24 protein-coding genes are annotated in these 25199 nt (G+C 44.4%); 10 read left to right on the top strand and 14 right to left on the bottom strand.

Annotated features, from left to right (window positions below):
* Nucleotides 1-140: 140 nt before the first annotated feature.
* Entirely contained in the window at nt 141-1244 is a 1104-nt protein-coding gene (serC, locus tag MJ761_RS03755; RefSeq protein ID WP_093090269.1) for a phosphoserine transaminase, read from the bottom strand.
* 304 nt (nt 1245-1548) lie between these two features.
* Nucleotides 1549-2364: a competence/damage-inducible protein A gene (locus MJ761_RS03750; RefSeq protein ID WP_093090271.1), complete on the bottom strand. Its 816-nt coding sequence runs from the start codon at nt 2362-2364 to the stop codon at nt 1549-1551.
* A 132-nt stretch (nt 2365-2496) separates the two neighbouring features.
* Here MJ761_RS03750 and MJ761_RS03745 point away from each other — a divergent pair, with 132 nt between their 5' ends.
* A complete protein-coding gene (locus tag MJ761_RS03745) occupies nt 2497-3315 on the top strand; it encodes an META domain-containing protein (protein WP_093090273.1) in 819 nt (272 codons plus the stop codon).
* Nucleotides 3316-3418: 103 nt separating this feature from the next.
* Here the strand turns inward: MJ761_RS03745 and MJ761_RS03740 are convergent, their stop codons facing one another.
* The 5 genes from MJ761_RS03740 to trhA form a co-directional block, all read right to left on the bottom strand.
* The gene (locus tag MJ761_RS03740; RefSeq protein WP_093090276.1) at nt 3419-3847 is read right to left on the bottom strand and encodes a hypothetical protein; all 429 of its coding nucleotides are present in this window, start codon (nt 3845-3847) and stop codon (nt 3419-3421) included.
* Between the two features lie 197 nt (nt 3848-4044).
* Entirely contained in the window at nt 4045-4440 is a 396-nt protein-coding gene (locus MJ761_RS03735) for a type IV pilin protein (protein WP_093090278.1), read from the bottom strand.
* 45 nt (nt 4441-4485) lie between these two features.
* Nucleotides 4486-4821, bottom strand: coding sequence for a DUF2288 domain-containing protein (locus MJ761_RS03725; protein WP_093090280.1), 336 nt, complete (start codon nt 4819-4821; stop codon nt 4486-4488).
* Between the two features lie 80 nt (nt 4822-4901).
* Nucleotides 4902-5774, bottom strand: coding sequence for a MetQ/NlpA family ABC transporter substrate-binding protein (locus MJ761_RS03720; RefSeq protein WP_093090282.1), 873 nt, complete (start codon nt 5772-5774; stop codon nt 4902-4904).
* A gap of 57 nt (nt 5775-5831) precedes the next feature.
* Nucleotides 5832-6455 carry a PAQR family membrane homeostasis protein TrhA gene (gene trhA, locus MJ761_RS03715; protein WP_093090284.1) on the bottom strand — a complete coding sequence of 208 codons (624 nt, stop codon included), beginning with the start codon at nt 6453-6455 and terminating at the stop codon, nt 5832-5834.
* A 181-nt stretch (nt 6456-6636) separates the two neighbouring features.
* Here trhA and glyQ point away from each other — a divergent pair, with 181 nt between their 5' ends.
* The 6 genes from glyQ (at nt 6637) to MJ761_RS03685 (ending at nt 12420) form a co-directional block, all read left to right on the top strand.
* Nucleotides 6637-7554 carry a glycine--tRNA ligase subunit alpha gene (gene glyQ, locus MJ761_RS03710; protein WP_093090810.1) on the top strand — a complete coding sequence of 306 codons (918 nt, stop codon included), beginning with the start codon at nt 6637-6639 and terminating at the stop codon, nt 7552-7554.
* A gap of 22 nt (nt 7555-7576) precedes the next feature.
* Nucleotides 7577-9640, top strand: a complete 2064-nt coding sequence (gene glyS / locus MJ761_RS03705) for a glycine--tRNA ligase subunit beta (protein ID WP_093090286.1) — start codon at nt 7577-7579, stop codon at nt 9638-9640.
* Between the two features lie 44 nt (nt 9641-9684).
* The gene (locus tag MJ761_RS03700) at nt 9685-10134 is read left to right on the top strand and encodes a DUF7832 domain-containing protein (protein ID WP_239364079.1); all 450 of its coding nucleotides are present in this window, start codon (nt 9685-9687) and stop codon (nt 10132-10134) included.
* Nucleotides 10135-10142: 8 nt separating this feature from the next.
* Nucleotides 10143-10718 carry a D-glycero-beta-D-manno-heptose 1,7-bisphosphate 7-phosphatase gene (gene gmhB / locus MJ761_RS03695; RefSeq protein WP_037407802.1) on the top strand — a complete coding sequence of 192 codons (576 nt, stop codon included), beginning with the start codon at nt 10143-10145 and terminating at the stop codon, nt 10716-10718.
* A 5-nt stretch (nt 10719-10723) separates the two neighbouring features.
* Nucleotides 10724-11485 (top strand): lysophospholipid acyltransferase family protein, encoded by a 762-nt coding sequence (locus MJ761_RS03690; RefSeq protein WP_093090288.1) that lies wholly within the window; start codon nt 10724-10726, stop codon nt 11483-11485.
* 236 nt (nt 11486-11721) lie between these two features.
* The gene (locus MJ761_RS03685) at nt 11722-12420 is read left to right on the top strand and encodes a M48 family metallopeptidase (protein ID WP_093090290.1); all 699 of its coding nucleotides are present in this window, start codon (nt 11722-11724) and stop codon (nt 12418-12420) included.
* Between the two features lie 113 nt (nt 12421-12533).
* Here MJ761_RS03685 and mfd read toward each other — a convergent pair whose 3' ends face one another.
* From mfd to typA, 3 genes are all read right to left on the bottom strand, one after another.
* Nucleotides 12534-15944, bottom strand: coding sequence for a transcription-repair coupling factor (gene mfd, locus MJ761_RS03680; protein WP_093090293.1), 3411 nt, complete (start codon nt 15942-15944; stop codon nt 12534-12536).
* 189 nt (nt 15945-16133) lie between these two features.
* Nucleotides 16134-16628 carry a DUF456 domain-containing protein gene (locus MJ761_RS03675; RefSeq protein WP_037407588.1) on the bottom strand — a complete coding sequence of 165 codons (495 nt, stop codon included), beginning with the start codon at nt 16626-16628 and terminating at the stop codon, nt 16134-16136.
* 299 nt (nt 16629-16927) lie between these two features.
* Complete coding sequence (gene typA, locus MJ761_RS03670) at nt 16928-18742, bottom strand: translational GTPase TypA (RefSeq protein WP_037407586.1); 1815 nt, start codon at nt 18740-18742, stop codon at nt 16928-16930.
* Nucleotides 18743-18978: 236 nt separating this feature from the next.
* Here typA and MJ761_RS03665 point away from each other — a divergent pair, with 236 nt between their 5' ends.
* Nucleotides 18979-19248, top strand: coding sequence for a DUF1289 domain-containing protein (locus tag MJ761_RS03665; protein WP_093090295.1), 270 nt, complete (start codon nt 18979-18981; stop codon nt 19246-19248).
* 51 nt (nt 19249-19299) lie between these two features.
* Nucleotides 19300-20184, top strand: a complete 885-nt coding sequence (locus tag MJ761_RS03660; RefSeq protein ID WP_093090297.1) for a hypothetical protein — start codon at nt 19300-19302, stop codon at nt 20182-20184.
* Nucleotides 20185-20229: 45 nt separating this feature from the next.
* Here MJ761_RS03660 and prfA read toward each other — a convergent pair whose 3' ends face one another.
* Both prfA and hemA read right to left on the bottom strand, forming a co-directional pair.
* Nucleotides 20230-21312: a peptide chain release factor 1 gene (prfA, locus tag MJ761_RS03655; protein WP_093090299.1), complete on the bottom strand. Its 1083-nt coding sequence runs from the start codon at nt 21310-21312 to the stop codon at nt 20230-20232.
* An 83-nt stretch (nt 21313-21395) separates the two neighbouring features.
* Entirely contained in the window at nt 21396-22658 is a 1263-nt protein-coding gene (hemA, locus tag MJ761_RS03650; RefSeq protein WP_093090301.1) for a glutamyl-tRNA reductase, read from the bottom strand.
* A 190-nt stretch (nt 22659-22848) separates the two neighbouring features.
* Here hemA and pdxH point away from each other — a divergent pair, with 190 nt between their 5' ends.
* Nucleotides 22849-23481, top strand: coding sequence for a pyridoxamine 5'-phosphate oxidase (gene pdxH / locus MJ761_RS03645; RefSeq protein WP_093090814.1), 633 nt, complete (start codon nt 22849-22851; stop codon nt 23479-23481).
* Between the two features lie 34 nt (nt 23482-23515).
* Here pdxH and MJ761_RS03640 read toward each other — a convergent pair whose 3' ends face one another.
* Both MJ761_RS03640 and mutM read right to left on the bottom strand, forming a co-directional pair.
* Nucleotides 23516-24328, bottom strand: a complete 813-nt coding sequence (locus MJ761_RS03640) for a 1-acyl-sn-glycerol-3-phosphate acyltransferase (protein ID WP_093090304.1) — start codon at nt 24326-24328, stop codon at nt 23516-23518.
* Nucleotides 24329-24341: 13 nt separating this feature from the next.
* Nucleotides 24342-25163, bottom strand: a complete 822-nt coding sequence (mutM, locus tag MJ761_RS03635; protein WP_093090306.1) for a bifunctional DNA-formamidopyrimidine glycosylase/DNA-(apurinic or apyrimidinic site) lyase — start codon at nt 25161-25163, stop codon at nt 24342-24344.
* Nucleotides 25164-25199: the final 36 nt, after the last annotated feature.

Here is a 25199-nt window from a genome sequence, read left to right as displayed (position 1 = left end):
TTAAGGCCGAAATTTCATCTTATATTGAAAAAATAATTTGTTAATGGCTTTGTCGTAGACAATACGATTTTTTTTAAGGCTGAACAGAAAACCGGTATAACAGATTGCTGCTATACCGGTAGAAAGGCAAATCAGATAAATCAGCCGTAACGGCGTTGAAATTCACGCATGAAATTTACCAGTGCTTCGACACCCTGAATAGGCATGGCATTGTAAATGCTAGCACGCATTCCACCAATCGATTTATAGCCTTGGAGTGCACATAATCCATGAGCATTAGCCTGCTGCACAAACATTTTGTCCAGTTCTTTTTCTGGGGTATGGAAAATGACATTCATATGTGAACGGGCTTGCTGTTTCACATGATTGATATAAAAGCCATTGCTGCTATCTATAGCAGAATACAGGGTTTCTGCTTTCATGGTATTGAGTGCCTGCATCTGTTCCACTCCGCCATGAGCCTGTAGCCAGCGGAAAACCAGACCGGAAATATAAATCGGATAGGTAGCGGGAGTGTTATACATTCCTTGACGGCTGATATGACTTTGATAATTCCATACATCAGGTATTCGGTCGGAGCAGCGTTCCAGTAAATCTTCGCGAATTATAACGATGGTTGCTCCGGAGGGGCCGATATTTTTCTGAGCACCGGCATAGATAACACCAAAATCGGCAACATTAATCGGCCGTGAAAGAATTTCACTCGACATATCACATACTATCGGTGGCATTCCGTCCGGTTTAGGAATATTGCGGTATTGCAGACCATGTACAGTTTCATTAATGCAATAGTGGACAAAGGCTGAATTTGGGTCAACGTCCCAGTTTTCGGGAGCGGGCACGTCGGTGTAGTTATATAAATCACCACCATGTGCTGCTAAATGTATCTGCGCATTGGAAAGTTTGCCCATCTGGCTGTGTGCAATCCGACTCCAGTTGCCGGAAACCACTGAATCAACTCGTTTAAAGCCATTGGCCAGATTCATGACTACCATGTTAAATTGAGCGCTTGCTCCGCCCTGCATAAACAATATTTTATAATTGTCCGGAATATGCAGCAGCTGACGCAAATCCTGTTCGGCATGGTACAGAATACTGATGAAAGCATCTGAGCGGTGGCTCATGGTCATGACTGAGCTACCGATACCGTTATAATCCAGCATTTCAGCCTGAGCTGTTTGTAATACGGCCTCTGGCAATATTGCAGGACCGGCAGAAAAATTGTATTTGTTCAGTGTTATCATGAATAAATTTATACCTGTTGCTAAGGTGCGCGGTTAATGGAATCGGTATGCTATCGGCCGGTTATATACTGGTATCCCTCTAACCGCAAAATCAGATACTGCTTTAAGGTGCTGAAATTCTAGTTGTTTGCCAAATGAAACGCAAATAAAAAACCATTTTGCATGTAAAGAGGTAAAAGTATGGTTTTTTCAGCCTGTCAGCGCGATAGACATAGTTTTAAACCCTTTTTTTTAGCATTTGAACAGGTAATTTTTCTATAAATTACAGGATTTATCCCGATGCAGAGTCTATGTGTTGTCTACTTTAGCCTTCACTGCTTTTATTCAGTAAGATAATATTTGTGGCTCCAAGCTGTTTTAGTTTCTGTACTGCGTCTTCCCAGACTTCTGGTAGCATAGCGCAGTCTTTACCCCAGGCTTTCAAACCAAATTCCAGCCGGTATTGATGTATTTGTTCATTAGCTGGTAAATCCTCACGGATGGTGGGTAAGCTGAAAGTTTTGATACCCGGCCAGTATTGTTCAATCTGTTCCATCAGTGGCACAATTCGCGATTCAGGTATGCCGTCAACTAATGCGGCTTTAGTCTCCAGTTTATGCTGAAAAAAGTTCTGCCGGTAATATTGGTCTAATACCCACTGAGCCATTGGATGTGCCATTTTGGGGAAGCCGGGTAAAAAGTAATGTTCTTGAATTGAAAAACCGGCGATGTTGTTAAATGGATTCGGAATCAGTGCTGCTCCTAGAGGAAAATCGGCCATTTTTGCCCGTTGTAAATGAGCAGGACTGTCTAGTTTGTCGCCATGTTCTGCTGAGATAACTTCAATCGTTTTCAAGGCTTCGAGGTGAGGTACTAATGGGAGGTTTAAAGCATCAGCACACGCCTGACGAGTGTGATCGTCTGGTGTGGCTCCTATCCCGCCAGTGACAAAAACAGGTATTTTTTCTTTAAATGACTGCACTAACTGCCGGCTGATGATCGCGCGGTCATCAGGTAAATACTGTGCCCAGGCCATGTATAGACCATGCTGCTGAAGTAATTGTCTGAAAAAAACAAAATGACTGTCCTGACGCGAACCATTTACAATTTCATCGCCGACAATGATGATGCCGATTTGCATACTGATTCTCCTAAATTTGCGGTGGTTGTTGCATAATAGCTAATCTTCCATTTATATAAAACATGATAGTTGTTTTATGCGTAGATTTATTTTAATGTGCAAGTGTTGCGTCGTTAAAGCAAGGATATAATTATGAGTATTAAAAAAATGGTGGTAACTGCCCTGATTGCCGGTGGTCTTGCTGCCTGTGCACATACATCTAACCATAAAGTTAATATGCGTACTGCCAGTGTGCAGCAATTAGGTGCTTATGACTGGCAGCTGGTAGAAGCTGCTGACCGGCATGGCCGGCCATTAGCCAATTTTAAGTCGAATTCAGCCTTAAAGCTGAGTTTTACTGGCCAGCAACTGAATGTTTCCGGTGGTTGTAATAATATTGGTTCTGCTTACCAGTTAAGCGGACAGGATATGCAGATTCGGGCACCAATGAGTACTATGAAAGCCTGTGCTCCTGATGTAATGGCACAGGATACTGCACTGATTGCTTTTATGAATGGCCAGCAATTGCATGCCGGATTGCTTAATACAGAAAATGCCCAGAATGCACAGCCACAGTTGTGGATAGAAAACCGGCGCGGTGAACATCTGCTCTGGCGTGGTGTGCCTACTGCTACTGCTCAGTATGGTCAACCTACGGTGGTATTCTGGGAAATAAATCCGAAAACACAGACCTGTCAGACGGATAATGGCGCAGTTCAATGCCTTAAAGTTCGTGAAGTTTCTTACAATGATCAGGGTGTGAAGGTTAAAACCGGTGTATGGCGTAATTTCTCCGGTACGATTGACGGCTGGCAGTTCAATCCGGCAGAAAGTCAGGTATTACGTTTGAACGTGTATGAGGTAAAACCGGCTGGTGCTACAGATGATACCACTGCCACTGAGTATGTTTATAAATTAGATCAGATAATTGAACGCTCAGATGTGAATTCGTCCAAACATAAGCATAAATAAAATTTACCTGATAAGGACTTAAATAAAAAGGCAATGATGTTTTCATTGCCTTTTTATTTAATCAGCTATTTATTGATAAATGTCATGCTGAGTTTCTGGGAATTTAATGATACAGATACAGTTCTGGCTGGCCATCTGCATTATTCAGTATTAGTGTCTGTTTGCCTTTATGCTGGTTAAATTTGCCACTACGGCTGATAGATTTACTCAGACCATCTCTGCTAACCTGATTCTGATATGTAAAATTTTGATTCGGGTCAAGACGGAAAGATGTAGTTTCACTGTATTGATGACAATCTGGCAGTTTACAGCTGTTAAACCGCCCAATCTGATTATTATCCTGAAAAAACGAAGCAGTTAATTTGTCGATTTCTTTTTCAATTTGTTGTTGCTGATTGTACAGCCGAACAATGATTCTTTCGGCATCATCAAACCCATCATTGTCTGCCGAATGCTGATTGCTGGCCGCCATTGCGGAATTGGTCAGTGTTAATGTAGTTGATATTAACAAGATAAATTTCAGCATATCCATATGTCTGCTCTTTATTTTCTGGTGAGAAATTTAATTGCTTTCTTGAAACAACACGTTTGAATATAGCTTTTTTCATAAGGCTGCACCAACTGTTATAACTTGAAGAGTAGTTGCAAATTCATCAAGGTAAATGCTTTGCTGAAATGATGCACTTTCTTCTAGCTATATGTTCTCAGGTAGAATGCATGTGTGCAGATTTAATAGGGATTGCATTCTGTTTGCTGATTATCATCGCATAAAAACATACCCTCTATACTGTCATAAACAACCAGTCTAGTTGCACCACTATTGGCTGCTGTAGGTGTGGCCACCAGACGATAGCTGCTGGAATTGTAGGTACCAGAGAGGGTAAAATATGTTGTACTTTTACTTTGCTCAAGCATCTGATCCGTATAACCATTAAATGTTTTGTTTTTAGCGTAAAATCGCTCCAGCTTGCTGCCGTTTTGTACTAGATCAGCACGAGCACCTTGCTCCCGAGCTTTAATGATAAAGTGATTGTAGGTTGGATAGGCAATGGCGGCTAATATGGCAATAATGGTGACGGTAATCATCATATCTATGAGCGTAAAGCCCTGATTGTGACGTGGCATAATGTTCTCTTTCAATTATAAATGCTTGTGTTAAGTGCTTTTGGCTTATTTGCTTCTGACAATAGCATTGTCTGGCTGGATCAGCACATATGGCCTTACCACAACTGCCCACATTGGCTGGTTACAATCAAAATATTGCTGTGCCATGATATCGCTGACTTTGCTAATTTTACCTTCATGTATCAAAAGTGCAATGGTGGTACTGTCGTCTGCGGCTATCATATGGGCAATATTGACTAAATCTAGTTCTGGTGCAACGTAAATACAACTACCACGAGCAAAATAAGGTTGGAGTTCATACCAATTGATACGTGCAGTTTCCAGATTGATTTTCTGCTTTAATGGCAGCTCATCACCGGAGATAAAATTATTCGGCTTCATGCTTATCTCAGCTTGGGTAAAAGCATTACGTTATTAATGCTCTAAATAACGAAATGCTGGTTCACGGCAGATACAGTTGCTTATCGTGCTGGTGTAGATGCGGATTGAGTGTCCTGTACGCCCCAGGATTCAGGATATTTGTAACCAGCAAAACGTTTGAACGCATACTGCTTGAATGCATCTGAATTGTAAGCAGCAGTTATGTCTTTTACCCACTGGCTGTCTTTATCGACAGCCCGGATTGCCGCCCAGTTAACGTAGGTGTAGCCGGGTTCGAGGAACAATGCTGATGTGAATTTTAAGCCTGAGCTGGTGGCAAAGTTGCCATTTATCACTGCGAAATCCACATCATGACGGGAGCGGGGTAATTGAGCAGCTTCCAGTTGTACCAGTTTAATGTTTTTGTTATTGCCGGCAATATCGGCCAGTGAGGCTTTAAGTGGATTAATGTTGGCTTTCAGGGTAATCCAGCCAAGTTTGTCCAACATAACCAGCGCACGAGCCAGATTGGAGGGGTCATTGGGAACAGAAACGCTGGAGCCGCTTTTTACTGCATCCAGTTGGTTCAGCTTACCGGCATATATACCCAAAGGGCCTGTAGGAACCTGAAAGGCTGGTATGATGTCCAGATGGCGCGACTGAGCAAAATCATCCAGATATGGCTTATGCTGAAAAATGTTGATGTCTATGGATTTATCCGCCAAGGCAAGATTGGGGCGAACATAATCGGTAAATTCCAATAGTTGTACTTTATAGCCTTGTTTTTCTAATTCAGGCTTTACTTGATCGCGCACCATGTCGGCAAAATCGCCCACGGTAGTGCCAATAATAATTTCTTTTTTCGTCTGCGCCGATGAAGCGGCAGATTGCGTGGTTTTTTCGCCACTACAGGCTGCCAGAATAAGCAGGCACAGACTAACAAGCAAGGTTTTCAAGTATATCTTCACTTTCATTCTTTCTATTAATGCTAAATGATTCAGGTAGACAATCAGCTTTTGTATATTGATATTTCAGATATAGGCGTAAACGCAGATAAATTGCGCCAGACTGCCAAGTATAACAAACAGATGCCAGATACCATGACCATGGCGGATTTTTTCATCATTAATGAACCAGTAGATGCCGATACTGTATGCCAGCCCACCGCTAGTCAGCCAGAATAGACCTAGTGAAGACATGCGCTGTGTTAACGGATAAATGGCTATGATGATCAGCCAGCCCATAATCAGATAAAGAATCAGTGACAGGATGCGCGTTTCACTTTTGCGTCCAATAGTCACTTCCTGAATAATACCAAATATTGCCAGTCCCCACGATATGCCAAGTAATGACCAGCCCCAGCCGCCGTTCAATGTGGTAAGGGTAAAAGGTGTATAGCTGCCAGCAATCAGCAGATAAATGGCGCAGTGATCGAATTTTTGCAGCACGACCTTGGCTCGGTGCGAATGAGTGGAGTGATACAGGGTGGATATGCCATAAAGAAGTATCAGGCTGGCACCATAAATGGCAGAACTGACAATGCGGTAAATATCTCCATAATGTACCGATTTAATTAGGAGAAATCCTGTGCCAACGATGGCGAGGATAAAACCGATAAGGTGAGAATATGCGTTGAAGCGTTCGCCATGATACATGTTTGAGAAAGTAGATTTGATCAATGAAAAGGCTATCGTTTCACTGCTAGCCGGAAGTTGCAAGGATTTTTTTGATTTATTATTAGTGTGTGAACTTATTCAGAAATGTGATGGCGTCTGTTCAACTGCTGGCAAGCACAGTAAAATAGGTAATTTTGCATATCATCAGAAAATTCCTTTCATGCTGACTTTCCAAGAAATTATTTTTACTCTACAAAATTACTGGGCCCGTCATGGCTGTGTGGTGTTGCAGCCTCTGGATATGGAAGTGGGAGCAGGTACCAGCCATCCGGCCACCTGTCTGCGCGCACTGGGGCCTGAACCCTGGTTTGCAGCTTATGTGCAGCCGTCGCGCCGTCCCAAGGATGGTCGCTATGGTGAAAATCCGAATCGTCTGCAACATTATTATCAGTTTCAGGTGGCATTAAAGCCGTCACCGGATAATATTCAGGAGTTATATCTGGCCTCTTTGGAGGAACTGGGTATTGATCCGCGTCAGCATGATATCCGCTTTGTTGAAGATGATTGGGAAAATCCAACTCTGGGTGCTTGGGGGCTGGGCTGGGAAGTATGGCTCAATGGCATGGAAGTAACTCAGTTTACCTATTTTCAGCAGGTAGGTGGCATGGACTGCTCACCAGTTCTGGGTGAAATTACTTATGGTATTGAACGTCTGGCCATGTATTTACAGGGTGTTGAAAACGTCTATGATCTGGTTTGGGCCAAAACTCAGGACGGACAGACTGTGACTTACGGTGATGTATATCATCAGAATGAGGTTGAGCAGTCTACTTATAATTTTGAGTTCAGTAATGCTGAATGGTTACTGGCGCAGTTTAATCATTATGAGGCAGAAGCCAAACGTCTGCTGGCTGTGGAGGATGTGAGTCTGGCTCTGCCTGCTTATGAGCTGGTACTTAAGGCTGGGCATACGTTTAATCTGCTGGATGCACGCGGTGCCATTTCTGTGACTGAACGTGCCACTTATATTGGTCGTGTGCGTGCTTTAAGCCGAGCGGTTGCCCATAAATATGTGGAAAGCCGAGAAAAACTTGGTTTCCCGTTATTGAAAAAGAATACAAACGGCCACACAGCCTGAACAAAATGAAAGTAATACTTGCATGAATGCTCCTTTATTAATTGAATTGCGTACTGAAGAATTGCCGCCAAAAGCCTTGAATAATCTGGGTGAAAGTCTGGCTGCTGGTATTGTTGAAGGTTTGGAGAAAGCTCAGCTGATCAGTGGTGTGGCTGATTATGAGGTATTTGCGTCGCCCAGACGTTTAGGTGTGCTGATACAGAATGTTAAACCGGTACAGGCAGATCAGCACATAGTAAAAAAAGGCCCGAGTGTGGCAGCGGGCATGAAAGATGGTGAACCTACTAAAGCCTTGCAGGGATTTGCCCGCAGTAATCAGATAGAAATTAGTCAGCTTAGTCAGATTGATGATGGCAAACAGATGGTGTTTGCCTATGAGTATACTCAGACTGGCCAGCCCTTGAGTGCATTATTAAGCGATATTCTGAATCTGGCGATTAAAAAACTGCCTATTCCTAAGGTGATGCACTGGGGGAGCAGTACGGATACATTTGTTCGGCCAGTGCATGGATTGGTTATGCTGCATGGTGCTGAGACGGTTGCGGGTAGTGTATTGGGATTAAGCAGCCAGAACTGGACATTAGGTCACCGTTTCCTGAGTGAGGGCAGAATTGTATTCAGCCATGCAGCAGACTATGCACAGCAGTTAATGGAGCAGGGTAAAGTTATTGCCAGTTTTGCTGAGCGTCGTGCCCGCATTAAACAGGGACTGAATGAGGCTGAAGAGGAGTTGCATGCGCAAGTGGCCTATGCTGAAGGTTTGCTGGATGAGGTAACGGCACTGGTTGAGTGGCCGGTAGTGTTACAGGCCGGTTTTGCTGAGCGTTTCCTACAAGTACCACAGGAATGTCTGATTTTAACCATGCAGCAGAATCAGAAGTATTTTCCGCTGTTAAATAGCGAAGGCAAGCTGATTAACCGTTTTTTGCTGGTATCCAATTTACAGACAGAAAATCCGGTTCATATTATTCAGGGTAATGAACGTGTATTACGCGCACGTCTGGCAGATGCTGAATTCTTTTATCGTCAGGATCAGAAAACCTCTCTGGCTAGTCGCTTATCCCGTTTACAAGATGTTGTTTATCATAATAAGCTGGGTAGTCAGGCGGAAAGAGTACAGCGCATTATCCTGCTGGCTAAGGTAATTGCCCCGTTGCTGGGTGCTGATGTTGATAAGGCAGCCAGAACGGCCGAACTGGCTAAGGCGGATTTGCTTACTGATATGGTTGGTGAATTTCCTGAATTACAGGGTACGATGGGCAAATACTATGCCCTGCATGATGGTGAAGATGCAGACGTGGCTGTGGCCATTGAACAACATTACTGGCCGCGTTTTGCCAATGATGCCTTACCGGATAATTTACTCGGAACGGTAGTAGCACTTGCAGACAAACTGGAAACTTTAGTGGGTATCTGGGGTATCGGGCTTATTCCTACCGGAGATAAAGACCCGTATGCACTGCGCCGTAGTGCGTTGGGTATTTTGCGAATGCTGATGCAGCATAATCTGTCACTAGCTCCATTATTACGGGCTGCATTTGATACTTTTCCTGTTGGTAAACTGGCTGCCAATACAATTGATGAAGTAGCCGAATTTATGCAGGCACGTTTGGCCATTCTGTTACAAAATAGCTATGCGCAAGATGTAGTAGCCGCTGTGCTGGCTGGTAAGATTGATAATCTGGGTGAGGTGGAAGCGAGGCTGGCAGCTGTAACTCAGTTTAAGCAACTGGCTGAGGCTACTGCATTAATAGCCGCGAACAAGCGTGTGCACAATTTGCTCAAAAAAGTCGATTTTTCTGCATTACCTGCTATTGAGATGGCACTTTTACAACAACAGGACGAGCAGAATCTGTATCAGGCAACTGAGCAGGTAGCAGTAAAAATTCAGGCTGCCATGAAGCAGCAGAATTTTGTTCAGGCACTGGCCCAGCTAACCGGTATCAAGGAAAAAGTAGATACATTCTTTACTAATGTGATGGTAATGGATGAGAATGAAGCGATTAAAAATAATCGCTTGGCCTTATTAGTGTTTCTGTCACAGCAGATGAATGCGGTAGCCGACATTGCTTTGCTTAATGAGTAAGATATGTTTTATAGCCCGTTCTTATGGTGAATGAGAGCCAAATTATGATATTCGATAATGTAATTTTTCATACAGAGGAAGATTATCCGCCAGCATTGAGCTTGGCGAATGCGGCCACGCATATGGGCTATTACTGGTCATGGATTGTGCGCCGAGGTTTATATAATCCGCAATGGGATGAAGCGGCAGAAGAAGACATGTCTGCGTTAAAGGCACAGGTAATGAGCGGCGCAGAATTTGTTCTGAATAATATGGCGGGCTGTCTGGAAGACAATGATTTCAATGATGAAGGACGCCGCTTTTCGCTTTATTACTATGAGGATGAAGAGGAAGGCTATGGCCGCTTTATGGAAGACTATGTACAAACGCTGGATACACCGGTTCTGGAAAGTTTTTATCATGTGGAAATAAATGATGAAAATCAGGCTCTGCTTGACAGTGTTTTTGATAGCGCTCTGATTAAGTGGCGTCAAAGTCTGAAGCCTACTCAGTAAGGATGATTATGGCATTGAGTGGAAAAAGAAAATTAATTATTCTAGATCGTGATGGTGTACTGAATGTAATGCAGCCGCAGCCAATCAGCGATCCAGACCAATGGCATCCTTTACCCGGTAGTATGGATGCTGTTGCTTTTTTAACTCAAAGTGGGTACACCGTAGTTATAGCTGAGAATATGTCCGGAATCGGGAGTGGTCAGGTAAGTATGCAGCAGCTTAATGAAGTACATGGCAAAATGCATACTTATATTCAAAAAGCTGGCGGTCGCTTAAGCGGAATCTGGTTTTGCCCGCATACCCGTAATGCCAAATGCAATTGTCGCAAACCCCAGCCGGGTATGTTGTTGGATATTATCGACCGTTTGCATATAAAGGCTGAGGATACATGGCTGGTAGGGGATGGCATTCGCGATATGCAAGCAATAGCAGCCATTGGTGGGCATCCGGTACTTGTTTTAACAGGGAAGGGCAAAGAAACGCTGAAATTGGAAGAATTACCAGATGATACGCAGGTATATGACGATTTGCTGGACTTTGCTAAATTTTGTCGTGCACAGGCTGAAAAGGCAGCCGAGGAATAATATACATGTTGCTGTTACGTAATTTGATCTACTGGTTTGTTCTATGTGTATTTTCGCTGTTATGGCTGGAGGTGGTGCTTATTTCTATGCTCATTCCGAAAGGTGTGACATGGACAACTACTGCATGGGCAAAAGTGCTATTCTGGATGTTGGAACACGTTATTGGTCTGAAATATGAGGTAATCGGGCGGGAAAATATCCCGCATGAACCGGCTATCGTTTGCTGTAAACATCAATCTGGCTGGGAAACGCTGGCAATGCTTTCCTTTTTTCCGGATCTGGCCTTTGTTGCTAAACGTGAGCTTTTTCGTATCCCGATATTTGGCTGGGCATTAAAATGGCGTGGCACAATAGGGATTGATCGCAAGAATCCTAAAGCGGCGAATGCTCAGATTATCAGTCAGGGAAAAATATGCCATCAAAAAGGTATGTGGATTTGTATTTTTCCGGAAGGTACACGGATTAAACCCGGATACCGCGGGTATTATAAAAAGGGTGCGGCTCGTATGGCTCAGCAGCTGCATATGCATCTGGTGCCTGTGGCCTTGAATAGTGGTGAATTCTGGCCGAAAGACTCTTTTTTTAAATATCCGGGTAAAGTAACTGTAGTGATTGGCACGCCTATTCTTTATGATGCTGCTCAGACCCCAGAAGAGTTAATTAAACTTTGTGAACAGTGGATAGAAAATCAGCAGATTATAATTCAAGGTGTTGGTCCGTTCGCACCGCAAAATCCGCAAACACCTACACCACTGGTGCAGCATTAACGGTCTGTTTTTCAGGTGGTTATGAATTTATTTGTACAGCCAGTAATGGATAGCATTCAGGGTGGAGTACTGGTATTTCAATTGGTAAAGATATAATGTTGACAATGTTGGCGGCTGATTCGGATGTGGTGATGCTGTTATGTCCAAAAATATCAGCGCGTTTTAGTATTGGCCTATAAAAAATAATAGTTTGTATTACGATTATTGTTTCATGATGTTTTGACAGATTAGTTGTTATGTCAGTGTTTATTCATACAACTGCGGATGGCTGTGCTATCAGGCTGAAGCTGAGGCGTACTGCGCGGAAAAATATTATTGTGCGTTCAGCTGCGCGCGGTTTGCTTGATATCAATGTACCGCCATTTGTATCAAAGAAATCATTGTATCATTGGTTAAATACTAATGAGCTTTCTATTAAGCAGTTATGGCAACAGGCGTTACAAATATCAACAGCCTTACCTGCATACATCTGGTTTCGTGGTCAGACTTATTCTTATACGCAGGTGGCTGTGCTTACTCATGTGCAATGGGATGCGCAGCAAGGATTTTTATTGCCACTGGCGAATGTGCAATTACCGCAGATAGCTTTAAGTACATGGTTAAAGCAGCGCGCTCAAACTGAATTATTATCACGCTTGCAATATTGGGCGCAGATAATGCAATTACAGCCAGTGGCAATGGCTTTAAGTCAGGCGCGTACTTTTTGGGGAGTGTGTCGCAGTCGTACTGGTATCCGCTTAAACTGGCGCTTGATTGGTGCGCCAGCTTTTGTCGTGGATTATGTTTGCATTCATGAGCTGTGTCATTTATGTCATGCTAACCATGGTAAAGCATTTTGGGCGATGGTGGCTGAATATACTACCGAAACAGCTAATGCACGTTTATGGTTGAAGAAGTATGGTACTGAGCTGTTTGCGTTGGATAATATGAGTTGAAATATGTTTATGACTAATACTTATCAAGTTGCAGGCACAATTAGATGATGGTAGTCAGCGTTAATTCAGCTCAGGCTGAATTAACGCTTAGTTTAGGATGATTGTATTCTGGCTTAGCCTGCATCAACAGCAAGCTGCTTCATGATGTTTTTGATTATCTGTACGCGTTGCATGACATCTTCAATGGCAATATTAACTCTGAGTTTGTCGGCACCAACAAGACGGTAGTTTTTGTCACTTTGCATAATTGCCACAATGGTTGCTGGATTGATGCGATGATGCTTACCAAAAGTAAATGTAATGGCCTCACTGCTGGCGTCGATCGTATCAATGCCCAGACTAGCTGCCTCAATGCGCAGATGATGGCTGGCTATCAGGGTGGAAACAGCAGGCTCTGGTAGGCCGAAGCGATCAATCAGTTCTTCGTGTATCTGGTCTATTTCGGCTATCGTTTCACAGCTGGCCAGACGTTTATAAAGCACAAGACGGGCATGGATATCGGGGCAATAATTTTCTGGCAGTAAAGCTGGGCTATGCAGTTTGATGTCACTGGTGATGCCTAATGGTGCATCTAGATCAGGTTCGCGGCCTTTTTTCAGGTTACGTACAGCCTGTTTGAGCATTTCTGTATATAGAGTGAAACCGACCTGAATCATTTCACCAGACTGTCCTTCGCCCAGAATTTCGCCTGCACCACGGATTTCCAGATCCTGCATCGCCAGAGTAAAACCTGCACCCAAATCATCTGCTATTTCTATGGCTTCCAGACGTTTCTGCGCGTCTTTGGTCATCGCTTCCGGTACCAATAAATAAGCATAAGCCTGATGATGAGAGCGGCCTACGCGACCACGCAGTTGGTGTAGCTGAGCAAGACCAAATTTATCTGCTCTTTCAATGATAATGGTATTGGCATTAGGTATATCAATTCCTGTTTCGATAATGGTTGAACACAGTAAGATGTTATAACGCTGCTGGAGAAAATCACGCATTACCTGTTCAAGCTCGCGTTCTCGTAGCTGGCCGTGGGCAATACCGATGCGCGCTTCGGGCAATAAGGTACTGAGCTTTTCATGTGTGTTGGCTATGGTATCAACTTCATTATGCAGAAAAAATACCTGACCGCCACGTTTCAGCTCACGCATTACAGCCTCGCGTATTAAACCATCGCTAAACTGGCGCACAAAAGTTTTCACTGCCAGACGACGGCTGGGGGCGGTAGTAATCAGTGAAAAGTCACGCAAACCTTCCAGTGCCATGCTTAAGGTGCGCGGAATCGGTGTGGCTGTCAGGGTAAGCACGTCGACATTTGCGCGTAATCGTTTCAACTGTTCTTTCTGCCGTACTCCGAAACGGTGTTCTTCATCTATGATAACCAGTCCCAGATTTTTGAAATGAACATCTGGCTGTACCAGTTTGTGCGTACCAATCACGATGTCTACTGTACCGTCAGCCAGACCGGATAGTGTAGCCTGTGTCTGTTTACTAGTATTAAAACGAGAGAGTTGAGCTACTTTAATGGGAAAATCAGCAAAGCGATCGGCAAAATTTTGTGCATGTTGCTCCACAAGTAGTGTTGTCGGAGCCAGAACTACTACTTGTTTACCGGCCATGGCGGCAACAAAGGCTGCCCGTAAGGCCACTTCAGTTTTTCCAAATCCTACATCGCCGCAAATCAGCCGATCCATGGGCTTTTCTGCACATAAATCTTTAATTGTTGCAGCAATCGCAGCCGCCTGATCTTCGGTTTCTTCGTAGCCAAAGCCTTGAGCAAAGGCCTGATAATCCATTTCATTTAAACTAAAGCGGTGTCCCTGCTGAGCTTCCCGCTGAGCATACAGATTTAATAGTTCTGCCGCGGTATCACGGGCTTTTTCAGCCGCTTTATGGCGCGCTTTATCCCACGCGCCATGGCCAAGTTTGTGCAGGCTGACATTTTCATGGGCACTGCCTGCATAACGTGAAATCAATTGTAGCTGGTTAACGGGTACGTATAATTGTGAACCTTCTGCGTACTCCAGCAGCATCATTTCACTGGCGCCTTCGCCTAAATCCAGTGTAACCAGACCCAGATAACGGCCAATACCATGCTGTTCGTGAACAACAGGGTCGCCAATTTTGATTTCGGCTAAATCACGCAGCATGCCGTCGGAAATGGCACTGTGTTTGCGCCGTGTACGGCGGCCGCGTACAACATATTGGTATAAATCGGCTTCAGTAATGATGGCTAATTGTTGTTCTGGCAGCAGACAACCATAACTTAATGGTGCGACAGTAAGGCACAATTTGGTGCTGCCATTAAGAAAATCCTGCCAGCCGTTTACTACATTAGGTTGCAAGTTGTGCTCGCGCATGAAGTTCAGCATGGTTTCACGCCGCCCGAGGCTTTCGGCACAAATCAGTACCCGACCAGTGTATTGTTTCAAAAAATTTTTAAGTGCATGTAAGGGGTCGTCTGCTTGACGGTCTACTGCGACACCGGGCAGGGTATAAATATTTTCTGCGCTTAATTGCGGAATCAGACGTGCATAAGTTTTAATGTGTGCACCAAACTGGTCTTCGCTTAAATACAGATAATTGGGCGCTAAAGGCGGATAGGCCGGATCGCCCTGTGCCAGAGTATAACGCTGTTTGACATCCTGCCAGATGCGGGCAGCTTCATTATAAATATCCCCTAGACAGACCAGAATGGCATCTTCATGTATATAGTCGAAAATGCTGACACATTCTTCTTCAAAGAACAATGGCAGGTAATATTCAACACCTGCTCCAAAGTGACCTTCAGATACAGCAGCATATACTGTTGCCTTGCGGGCATCACTACTGATTTCTTCACGAAAGCGACTACGAAAAATTTTCTGTGCATCGCTATCGGTAGGAAATTCGTGCGCAGGAAGCAGGCGGATTTCATCTACACTGCTTAATGTGCGCTGACTGTCGGCATCGAAAGTTTTAATGGTGTCAATTTCGTTATCAAATAAATCCAGACGAAAAGGTATTTCGCTGCCCATCGGAAAAATATCCAAAATACCGCCACGGGTGGCAAATTCGCCTGTTGCGACAACATGGGTGACATGATTATAGCCAGCTTCAATCAGGCTATGCTTAAGTGCCTCTATATCCAATTGCTGACCGGTTTTCAGCCAGAAAGTGCGACCAAGCAAAAAAGAAGGTGGTGCAATTTTTTGCATTGCTGTGGCCAGCGGAAGAAGTAAAACATCAACTAATCCGTTTTTTAATTGCCATAAGGTACTGAGGCGTTCGGATACCAGTTCCTGATGGGGAGAAAAGTGCTCGTATGGTAGCGTTTCCCAGTCGGGAAAGAATACTATCCGTGCTGACGGGTCGAAAAATTGCCAAGCTGACTGAATGCGAATTGCCTGTTCGGCATCGGCAGTAAGAATAATTTTCAGTTTTTTTTCAGGTAAATGTTTGCTTAACAGCAATGGCAAACTACCAGCGTTTAAATCTGGCCAGAACGCAGTTTGATTGGCTTGAGGCAGTACAAAAGGGGCAACGGAGGGCATAATTTCAGTTTTATACGTAATAATTAATTTGATTGCCAATATTTATGGACAGACTATGATAAGGCAAGGGTGTACTGGCAGGCAATTAAATCCAATTGCTGGTAAATAGAAGCAAGATATCTGATAAATGGCTACAGTATTTGTTTAAATATTGTAGCCATAACCTGTTTTTCCGGAGAACTGATTGAATTAAAAATTAATAAAATGATACAAATACATTACGGCAATGGTTATGAGCATGGCGAATGCACAGCCTATTTTAGCTACAACACCCAGAACCAGACCAATAACAGTAGCTAGTCCCACTTTGCCGGCTGCCATCAGATTACGTCTGGCAATAAACTCCCCGGCAGCTGCACCCAGTAAGGGGCCAAGTATCATACCGGGTACGGCAAAAAACATGCCAATAATAGCACCGATAAATGCACCCCAGATGGCTCTTTTACTCGCACCGCAATGCTTAGCGCCAAGCATACCTGCCATATAATCCATGGTGCAGCCCAGTATGGTTAAAATACCCAGACTAATCAATGTTCCTGCACCCATTATCTGGTAATCGCTGCTTAATGCCAGTAACCAAGCTCCGCCGAACATTAAGGGCAGGCCGGGCAAAGCGGGCATGACTGTGCCTAATAGGCCAATAAGCAATAAAACAATAGCCAGTATTACCAATACTGCGGTCATGCGACTTAGTCCTTACAAGAATAAAATAACGAATACTGAGATGGGGAAGCTATTTTTACAAACAAGAGTAAGTTTTGTTGGAAAAATAAAAATTATGTAATCTAAGCGTTAGAAATTGAGGGTTGCTGTCTGAAATGGTATTTCTGATTTTGCTATTAAAATAATGTCTGAACTAAATAATGATATAGGTGATGATAAGATGATTTGATGGGAAGAAAAGTATTGTTTGCTAATGTATTTATGCGGATTTAAAAACAGGCAGCTCGTCAAAGCTGCCTGTTCTGCATAAATAACTGAATTTAATCCAGCTTTTTAAAGTGTTTGCGTCGTTCCTGTTCACTCAGGTAACGTTTACGCAGGCGGATGGTTTGTGGGGTGATTTCTACCAGTTCATCATCATCAATGAATTCGACTGCAGCTTCCAAAGACATCAGTACGGGCGGTGTCAGACGTACTGCTTCGTCTGTACCAGAGGCACGTACATTGGTCAGTTTTTTGCCCTTCAGCGGGTTAACTACCAGATCGTTATCACGGCTGTGAATGCCGATAATCATACCTTCGTAGATTTTTTCGCCTGGGTTGATGAACATACGGCCACGGTCTTCCAGATTCCATAAAGCATAGGCCACGGCATCCCCTTGTTCCTGCGATACCAGTACACCGTTGCGACGGCCGGGTATTTCGGCTTTTACCGGCGCATAATTATCAAATACGTGGCTCATCAGACCTTGGCCGCGAGTCATGGTCATAAACTCACCCTGAAAACCAATCAGGCCGCGAGCAGGAATGCGGTATTCCAGACGAGTGCGTCCTTTGCCATCACTTTCCATATTGGTAAGCTCACCACGGCGACGACCCAGTTCTTCCATTACCGCACCCTGTGTATTGTCTTCTACATCCACAGTCAGATTTTCGTAGGGTTCACATTTTACGCCGTCAATTTCGCGGAAAACCACGCGAGGTTTACCAACTGCCAGTTCATAACCTTCACGACGCATATTTTCAATCAGAATAGTCAGATGAAGTTCACCACGGCCGGAAACGCGGAAAACATCAGCATCAGCAGTGTCTTCCACCTTCAATGCCACGTTGGTAAGTAATTCTTTCTGTAAACGCTCACGAATCTGACGACTGGTGACGAATTTACCTTCGGTACCAGCCAGCGGGCTGGTATTGACCATGAAGTCCATGGTAAGCGTAGGTTCATCCACGCTGAGCATGGGTAAGCCCTGAGGCTGTTCGCGGTCGGCAATAGTCACACCGATACCAATATCTTCCAGACCGGAAATGGTGACAATGTCACCCGCTTCGGCTTCCTGTAGAGGAATGCGTTCCAAGCCCTTAAAACCAAGCAACTGGTTAATCCGTCCCTGACCAATCTGCTGGTCTTCATTCATGATAGCTACTACCTGACCGGGTTTAAGACGTCCGTTCAGAATGCGGCCAATACCCAGACGGCCAGTGTAGTTATCATAATCAAGCTGGGAAATCTGCAATTGCAGTGGTTTATCTGCATCGCCTGATGGCTCAGGGGTATATTTCAGTATGGTATCAAACAGCGGGCGCATGTCGCTGGATTCATCCTCTTCATTGAGCTTGGCAAAGCCGGATAAGCCAGAAGCGTATACAATGGGGAAATCTAGCTGTTCATCGGTAGCGCCCAGTTTGTCAAACAATTCGAAAGTCTGATCGATAACCCAGCTTGGACGGGCACTGGGTTTATCAATTTTGTTGATAACCACGATAGGTTTTAGTCCCAGTGCCAGCGCTTTTTTGGTCACAAAGCGAGTTTGTGGCATGGGGCCTTCCTGTGCGTCTACCAGCAATAATACACAGTCTACCATGCCCAGTACGCGTTCTACTTCGCCGCCAAAGTCGGCATGTCCCGGTGTGTCAACGATATTAATGTGATAGCCTTCGTATTCGATGGCGGTATTTTTGGCCAGAATGGTAATGCCACGCTCTTTTTCCAGATCGTTGCTATCCATTACCCGCTCGTCTACCTGCTGATTGGCGCGGAAAGTACCGGATTGACGCAATAACTGGTCTACCAGTGTGGTTTTGCCATGGTCGACGTGTGCGATAATGGCAATATTACGAATTTTTTTACTCATGGGGGTGTGTAACCTAGTTGTATTAGCTATTTAGATGGTAAATTAACCTTGAATTATAACATTTACTCTGCTTTTCGTGGAATTTTTAGCAAAATCAGGTTGTCTGCTTGTATTAAAATGGCTAAATTATGCCGGAGTATGCACCAAAATTATTGTTTGCCTTATCCAGCCATAATGATTAGGTGCAGGTGCTGGCTGCTATTGCTGCCCTGTAGTGGAACACAGGAATCTGTGCGATGGAACAGTTAGAATTCTTTGTCATTCCCAGCCCTTGCCGTGGAGTGTGTGAAAGTAATCATAAGGGCTATTGCAAAGGTTGTTTGCGTAGCCGCAATGAACGTCTGTATTGGTTGCGCTTGTCTGATATGCAAAAGCAGAATGTACTGCGTTTATGTGTCATGCGCCGGCGCAAGCTGGAGCAGTTATTGTTGCAGGCTCAGCAGGCAGGTAATGAAAATGACAAGCTGATGGAACAATTATGGATACAGGCGGATTTTGATTTTTAAATTTCTGCATACATGGCTGATTTTGGTCTGAATCTATTTTAGGGGGAGAAAATGTATTTTCTGATTATTAGTATTTTATGTAGTGTTTCAGTATCCGTATTATTGAAGCTTGCGCGCAGAAACGGAGTGGATATTGCGCAGGCAGTAGCAGTCAATTATCCGGTGGCTGCATTATGCAGCTGGTTTTTTCTACATCCGGATTTTTCTAACTGGCATAAATACGCCAGTCACTGGATTATTTTTCTGGCATTGGGGATTGGTTTACCACTGGGCTTTATTGTACTGGGGCGGGCTATTGAGCTGGCAGGAATGGTTAAAACCGATGCGGCACAGCGCCTGTCGCTGTTTTTGCCCATTGTAGCTGCATTCGTTTTTTTTGGTGAAAGCCTGAGTACTAACAAGATTATTGGAATTGCGCTGGCTTTGATGGCTCTGCTGACACTACTTTACCGGCATAGTCCTGCCAAAAGTAAGGAGCAGGGTGGTTTTTTTCAAACCGCAGGCTATTTGTTTGGTGTATGGCTTTGTTATGGTACAACAGACATACTGTTTAAACAAATGGCCAAAAGTGGCACAGCCTTTGCCCCAACTTTACAGGTAGCATTTATTCTGGCAGCTATTTTAATTACAGGCTATCTTTGTGTGCGCAAAACGGTCTGGAATGCGGCCAGTATCCTCGCCGGTTTATTATTGGGTTGTCTGAACTTCGCTAATATTCTTTTTTACATCCGTGCCCATCAGCAGTTTCAGCATGATCCTTCACTGGTATTTGCCGGCATGAACCTAGGAGTGATTACGTTGGCTACCATTATTGGTGCTTTTGTATTTAAGGAAAAAATTAATGGTTTGAATGCTGCTGGAATTGTGCTTGCCATTGCATCAATCTGGTTTTTGTTCTATGGCAGCAGCCTCAATACATGGCTGCCGGGTATATAAACCAAAAAGCTGTTCTGGTATCCAGAACAGCTTTTTGTGGCTGCTTTAGCTGGCATTACTCAGTAGTGCCAGTTGTTGAGCCTGATGTTCGGCGATTAGTCCCTGTGTCAGTTCACTTAAATCGCCATCCATAATAAAGTCCAGCTTGTGCAAGGTGAGGTTAATGCGGTGGTCGGTTACCCGGCCTTGCGGATAGTTATAAGTACGAATGCGTTCACTGCGGTCGCCACTGCCAATCAGGCTTTTGCGTTCTGCCGCTTCCTTGGCATGGGCTGCATGTTTCTGCTGCTCATACAGACGGGAAGCGAGCACACGCATCGCCTGTGCTTTATTAGCATGCTGCGAGCGCCCATCCTGACATTCCACCACCATTCCGGTAGGCAGATGGGTAATACGCACCGCTGAATCGGTTTTATTAATATGCTGACCGCCGGCACCGGAAGCACGGAAAGTATCAATACGTAGATCATTAGCATTTAATTGTACTTCGGCTACCTCATCAGCTTCGGGCATAATGGCAACGGTACAGGCTGAAGTATGAATTCTACCCTGACTTTCAGTAGTAGGCACACGTTGCACCCGATGCCCGCCAGATTCAAATTTAAGCTGGCTATAAACATTCATACCGGCAATGCGTGCAATAACTTCTTTATAGCCACCCAGATCGCTTTCACTGGCAGACACAATCTCTACCTGCCAGCCCATACGTTCGGCAAAGCGGGTATACATGCGCAGTAAATCACCGGCAAACAAAGCTGCTTCATCGCCACCAGTACCCGCACGGATTTCAATAAAAATATTTTTATCGTCATCTTCATCTTTTGGTAGCAGCAACTTCTGCAATTCACTATCCAGTTGAGTAATCAGGTCTCGTGCGTTGCTGATTTCCTCTGTTGCAAATTCTTTTAATTCAGGGTCTGCAAGCATTTCCTCAGCAGCGGCCAAATCGGTTTCTGCCTGCGTATACTGGCGATAGGTTTCTACTACCGGCGTAAGCTCAGCATGTTCGCGGGTCAGGCGACGATACTCGTCAATGTTATTGGTGACGTCAGGGGAAGCCAGCAAAGCCGTTACTTCCTCCAGACGCTCAGTCAGATGCTGTAACTTTTCTATCAATGAAGGTTTCATCTGGTGTTCCGTATTCAAATAAGTTATTAGTCAATCAAAACTGCGTTGGCTGGTGTAGTAGAAGTGCGATATGGCATAACCGGCTAATGCTGCCGATTGTCGCTGTGCAGGTGATAAATCAGGCTGATGGCTTCAGCCAGCTCAGGGTGCTGCTGGCTATCCTTATTCAATGCTCTAGTGGGTGCATGCAAGAGACTATTGGTCAGCTCGTGGCTTAAACGTTGCAATACTTCTTCGATAGATGTGCCTTTACGAAGCCTGCGCAGAGCTTTGTCTACAGCCTTGCTCCGCTGCTCTTCTCCTTGGCTGCGTAATGCACAGATTAAGGGAACACTTCTACGGGTTTGTTGCCAAGCAATAAATTCTGCAACCTTATTAGCAACCATCTTTTCAGCAGTGGCAGCAGCCTGCTGTCGGGCAGCCTGCCCATGCTGTACAATATTGACCATATCGTCAACACTATACAGATAAGCATCATTAAGTTCGCCAACTTCGGCTTCAATATCGCGTGGCACAGCCAGATCAAGCAGAAACATAGGCATGCCGCGTCGCTGTTTAAGTGCCCGTTCTACCAGACCCTTGCCGATTACCGGAAACGGACTGGCTGTAGAAGAAACTACTACATCATATTCAGCCAGAATTTCAGGCAGAGCAGTTAAAATGCGCGCATCTGCTCCGACATTCAACTTGCTGCATAATTCCTGCGCCCGCGCCAGCGTACGATTGAGTACTGTCAGCCGCCGTGGATGTTCGGCGGCAAAATAGGTAGCTACAAGCTCAATCATTTCACCAGCACCTACCATCAGAACATTCAATGCAGAAATATCCGGAAAAATCTGGGCGGCCATTTTTACAGCGGCAGCAGCCATAGACACCGAATTTTCACCAACTGCACTTTCATTGCGAATTTCTTTTGCTGCGGCAAAGGTTTTTTCAAATAAAGCGTTCAGATGCTGATGCAGCGTATGCTGGCTACGCGCTATGCGCACGGCTTCTTTCAATTGACCCAGAATCTGTGGCTCACCCAAAACCATTGAGTCCAGACCACATGCTACCCGAAAGGCATGTTGTACAGCTTCTTTGTCATGGAACTGATATAAATAGGGCGCAAATTCAGCCAGTGGTAATTGATGGTAGCTGGATAGCCACTGTACGACTGTAGCTGCGTCACCAATACAATAGATTTCTGTACGGTTACAGGTAGACAAAATCATCGCTTCCGCAATTTTAATCTCACTGCCAAGCGCAGATAAAGCCTCTGCCAGCATGAAAGCCGGAAATGCCAAACGTTCACGCACAGAAATAGGAGCAGTCTGGTGATTGAGCCCGATAACGGTTAAGGACATGTTACCTGAAGTAATTTGCGTTTGCCCGCTATCGCGGGTAGGATGATTGCCAGTCAGACTTTACATTTAATTAAACATAAAGCTGTTAAATTGAGCGATTATACGCTATTGGTGCCGAAAAAGCAGCTGATCAAGTCTGATGACCATATAAATATATTTTTTGCATGTATCAATAAACACTATGAATAATCTGGATTTACACAATATTCGTCAGGATTACAGCAAACAGTCACTCAACGAGGCAGATTGCAGTGCCGACCCACTGGAACAATTCCAAAAGTGGCTAACGGCTGCTATGCATGCCAAAGTGAATGAACCCACTGCCATGAATATTGCCACAGTTGACCAGCGTGGCCATCCTAATGCGCGCATTGTACTCTTAAAAGAAGTGACAGCGCAGGGATTCGTGTTCTTTACCAATTATCTTAGTCGTAAAGGCCGTGCATTAAGCCAGAATCATTATGCAGCACTGACATTTTTCTGGCCGGAACTGGAACGGCAGGTACGAGTTGAAGGAATAGTGCAGCCATTACCCCCAGCAGATTCCGATGCGTATTTTCAATCCCGGCCATACAGCAGCCGCATTGGTGCATGGGCAAGTGAACAAAGTGCAGTTATCAGCAGTAAAACCGAACTGATGGCGCGAGCAGCCAAACTGAGTGCAAAATATCTGCTCAATGTACCGAGACCACCTCATTGGGGAGGTTATATCGTTCAGCCTGAGCTGGTCGAATTCTGGCAGGGACGGCCAAGCCGTTTACATGACCGTATACAGTATATACAGCAAAATAACTCATGGATTAAACAGCGTTTGTCCCCGTAGGTAATTTATTACTGAATAAAATATCAGATCATCATTATTGAGAAGATATATTTTCTGTCGAAGCCATGCACTCTATTGGGCTATCGCTAAGTATTTTCGCTTGAATAAAGTCTTCGGCCTGATCTTTCAGGCAGAAACGATCAGAATTTTTATTATCCGCAGTATTCAGTAATGCGGAGAAATCCACCTTTACCCTGATTTCCGGCATAGAAACAATATTCCACAGACTGCGCAGCAAAGTGGTTTTACCAACAAAAGCTACTTTCGGCGTGCGCTGTCCGTGCATATCATAATAACGTATTGCTACTGCCATTACCGGCCTGTCAGCATCAATGGCTGCTTGAAACAAAGCAGCTTTAAACGGTAGTGTCGTTAGCCCTTCAGATGTATAAGCTTCAGGGAAAAACAGAACGTTTTTATTTGCCTGCAATGCCTGTACTATAGCCTTAATAACCGGATTAATGTCTTGCCGTGATAACCGGTTAATATAAACGGTACCACCATTGGTAACCAGCTTACCCAATACCGGCCAGGACTTGATACTTTGTTTAGCAATAAAGCCGCCGGGTATATAGGCCATCAAGACAAAAATATCCAGCCAGGTAACATGATTGGCAACAGTCAGCCATGGCATACTGGCAGTGTCTGGCATTGCCTGTTCAGACTTTACTTCAATGTGCAAAATGTGCAATAAATCGTGTGCAATTGAAACTAATTCATTATTCTGTTCAGTTGCATTTAAATTCTTGAAACGCTTTACGCGCCTGATAGTTTGTCTCAGCCATAAGGCCAGTTTGAAAATACGCGCACAGCGGGTAAACAAAGAAGTATATTCTGATTTTGTCATTGTTATTTAATCATTATCGCTGGCATTGAGGACAGTAAAAACTGCTGCGCTGCCCCAAAACCATTTTCTCAATCGGATGTCCACATTGCGGGCACAATTCTCCAGCTCGCCCGTATACAACATGTTGTAGCTGAAAATAGCCACTTTTGCCAGCACTATTCACAAAATCGCGCAGAGTGCTGCCTCCGGCAGTAATCGCTTCCTGTAATATCTGTTTAATTGCGTCCGTCAGAGCAATAATCTGCCTTTTATCCAACTGCATAGAAGTAGTAGCTGGGTGAATGCCAGTGCGGAACAATGCCTCATTGGCATAAATATTACCGACACCAACAACAGTCTTATTATCCATGATTGCTAACTTAATCGCACGCTTCTGTTTAGCTAGTTTTCGCCCTAAATAGTCAGCATTAAAGTCAGCACTTAGCGGCTCCGGACCCAGATTAACCAGTAAAGGATGGTGTTCAATCGCCCCAGAAAACCACAGAACAGCGCCAAAGCGTCTAGGATCATGAAAACGCAGTAAAGTACCATTAGTAAAAACAATATCCAGATGATCATGTTTTTGTACAGGTGGCGCGCTCAAATCAGTAAAGACCCGCAAACTGCCAGACATGCCTAAATGAATAATTAATGTACCTGAAGCCAGCTCTATTAACAGATATTTAGCCCGTCGTTTGACTGATAAAATCTTTTCACCTTCAAGCTGGGAACCCAGATTACTCATTACCGGCCAGCGTAAACGTGGTTGACGTACCTCTACTTGTGAAATCGTCTGATTCACAATAAAAGGAGCAATTCCACGCCGAGTGGTTTCTACTTCAGGCAGTTCAGGCATAGTTTAGTGATAAAATCCAGAATAAAATTGATACAA

Source organism: Snodgrassella communis, assembly GCF_914768045.1.
GTDB classification, from domain to species: Bacteria; Pseudomonadota; Gammaproteobacteria; order Burkholderiales; family Neisseriaceae; genus Snodgrassella; species Snodgrassella communis.
Note: the sequence above shows the minus strand (reverse complement) of the source record. Positions and strands in the feature narration are given on the sequence as shown.

What these genes read in the sequence shown, in the direction of transcription:
- mfd (WP_093090293.1), bottom strand. Translation starts at nt 15,944, where the DNA reads ATGCCCTCCGTTGCCCCTTTTGTACTGCCTCAAGCCAATCAAACTGCG.
- MJ761_RS03740 (WP_093090276.1), bottom strand. Translation starts at nt 3,847, where the DNA reads ATGGATATGCTGAAATTTATCTTGTTAATATCAACTACATTAACACTG.
- glyQ (WP_093090810.1), top strand. Translation starts at nt 6,637, where the DNA reads ATGCTGACTTTCCAAGAAATTATTTTTACTCTACAAAATTACTGGGCC.
- MJ761_RS03690 (WP_093090288.1), top strand. Translation starts at nt 10,724, where the DNA reads ATGTTGCTGTTACGTAATTTGATCTACTGGTTTGTTCTATGTGTATTT.
- MJ761_RS03735 (WP_093090278.1), bottom strand. Translation starts at nt 4,440, where the DNA reads ATGCCACGTCACAATCAGGGCTTTACGCTCATAGATATGATGATTACC.
- mutM (WP_093090306.1), bottom strand. Translation starts at nt 25,163, where the DNA reads ATGCCTGAACTGCCTGAAGTAGAAACCACTCGGCGTGGAATTGCTCCT.
- MJ761_RS03720 (WP_093090282.1), bottom strand. Translation starts at nt 5,774, where the DNA reads ATGAAAGTGAAGATATACTTGAAAACCTTGCTTGTTAGTCTGTGCCTG.
- MJ761_RS03700 (WP_239364079.1), top strand. Translation starts at nt 9,685, where the DNA reads ATGATATTCGATAATGTAATTTTTCATACAGAGGAAGATTATCCGCCA.
- MJ761_RS03725 (WP_093090280.1), bottom strand. Translation starts at nt 4,821, where the DNA reads ATGAAGCCGAATAATTTTATCTCCGGTGATGAGCTGCCATTAAAGCAG.
- MJ761_RS03675 (WP_037407588.1), bottom strand. Translation starts at nt 16,628, where the DNA reads ATGACCGCAGTATTGGTAATACTGGCTATTGTTTTATTGCTTATTGGC.
- serC (WP_093090269.1), bottom strand. Translation starts at nt 1,244, where the DNA reads ATGATAACACTGAACAAATACAATTTTTCTGCCGGTCCTGCAATATTG.
- MJ761_RS03640 (WP_093090304.1), bottom strand. Translation starts at nt 24,328, where the DNA reads ATGACAAAATCAGAATATACTTCTTTGTTTACCCGCTGTGCGCGTATT.
- MJ761_RS03665 (WP_093090295.1), top strand. Translation starts at nt 18,979, where the DNA reads ATGGAACAGTTAGAATTCTTTGTCATTCCCAGCCCTTGCCGTGGAGTG.
- gmhB (WP_037407802.1), top strand. Translation starts at nt 10,143, where the DNA reads ATGGCATTGAGTGGAAAAAGAAAATTAATTATTCTAGATCGTGATGGT.
- MJ761_RS03745 (WP_093090273.1), top strand. Translation starts at nt 2,497, where the DNA reads ATGAGTATTAAAAAAATGGTGGTAACTGCCCTGATTGCCGGTGGTCTT.
- MJ761_RS03750 (WP_093090271.1), bottom strand. Translation starts at nt 2,364, where the DNA reads ATGCAAATCGGCATCATCATTGTCGGCGATGAAATTGTAAATGGTTCG.
- MJ761_RS03660 (WP_093090297.1), top strand. Translation starts at nt 19,300, where the DNA reads ATGTATTTTCTGATTATTAGTATTTTATGTAGTGTTTCAGTATCCGTA.
- trhA (WP_093090284.1), bottom strand. Translation starts at nt 6,455, where the DNA reads ATGTATCATGGCGAACGCTTCAACGCATATTCTCACCTTATCGGTTTT.
- hemA (WP_093090301.1), bottom strand. Translation starts at nt 22,658, where the DNA reads ATGTCCTTAACCGTTATCGGGCTCAATCACCAGACTGCTCCTATTTCT.
- glyS (WP_093090286.1), top strand. Translation starts at nt 7,577, where the DNA reads ATGAATGCTCCTTTATTAATTGAATTGCGTACTGAAGAATTGCCGCCA.
- prfA (WP_093090299.1), bottom strand. Translation starts at nt 21,312, where the DNA reads ATGAAACCTTCATTGATAGAAAAGTTACAGCATCTGACTGAGCGTCTG.
- MJ761_RS03685 (WP_093090290.1), top strand. Translation starts at nt 11,722, where the DNA reads ATGTCAGTGTTTATTCATACAACTGCGGATGGCTGTGCTATCAGGCTG.
- typA (WP_037407586.1), bottom strand. Translation starts at nt 18,742, where the DNA reads ATGAGTAAAAAAATTCGTAATATTGCCATTATCGCACACGTCGACCAT.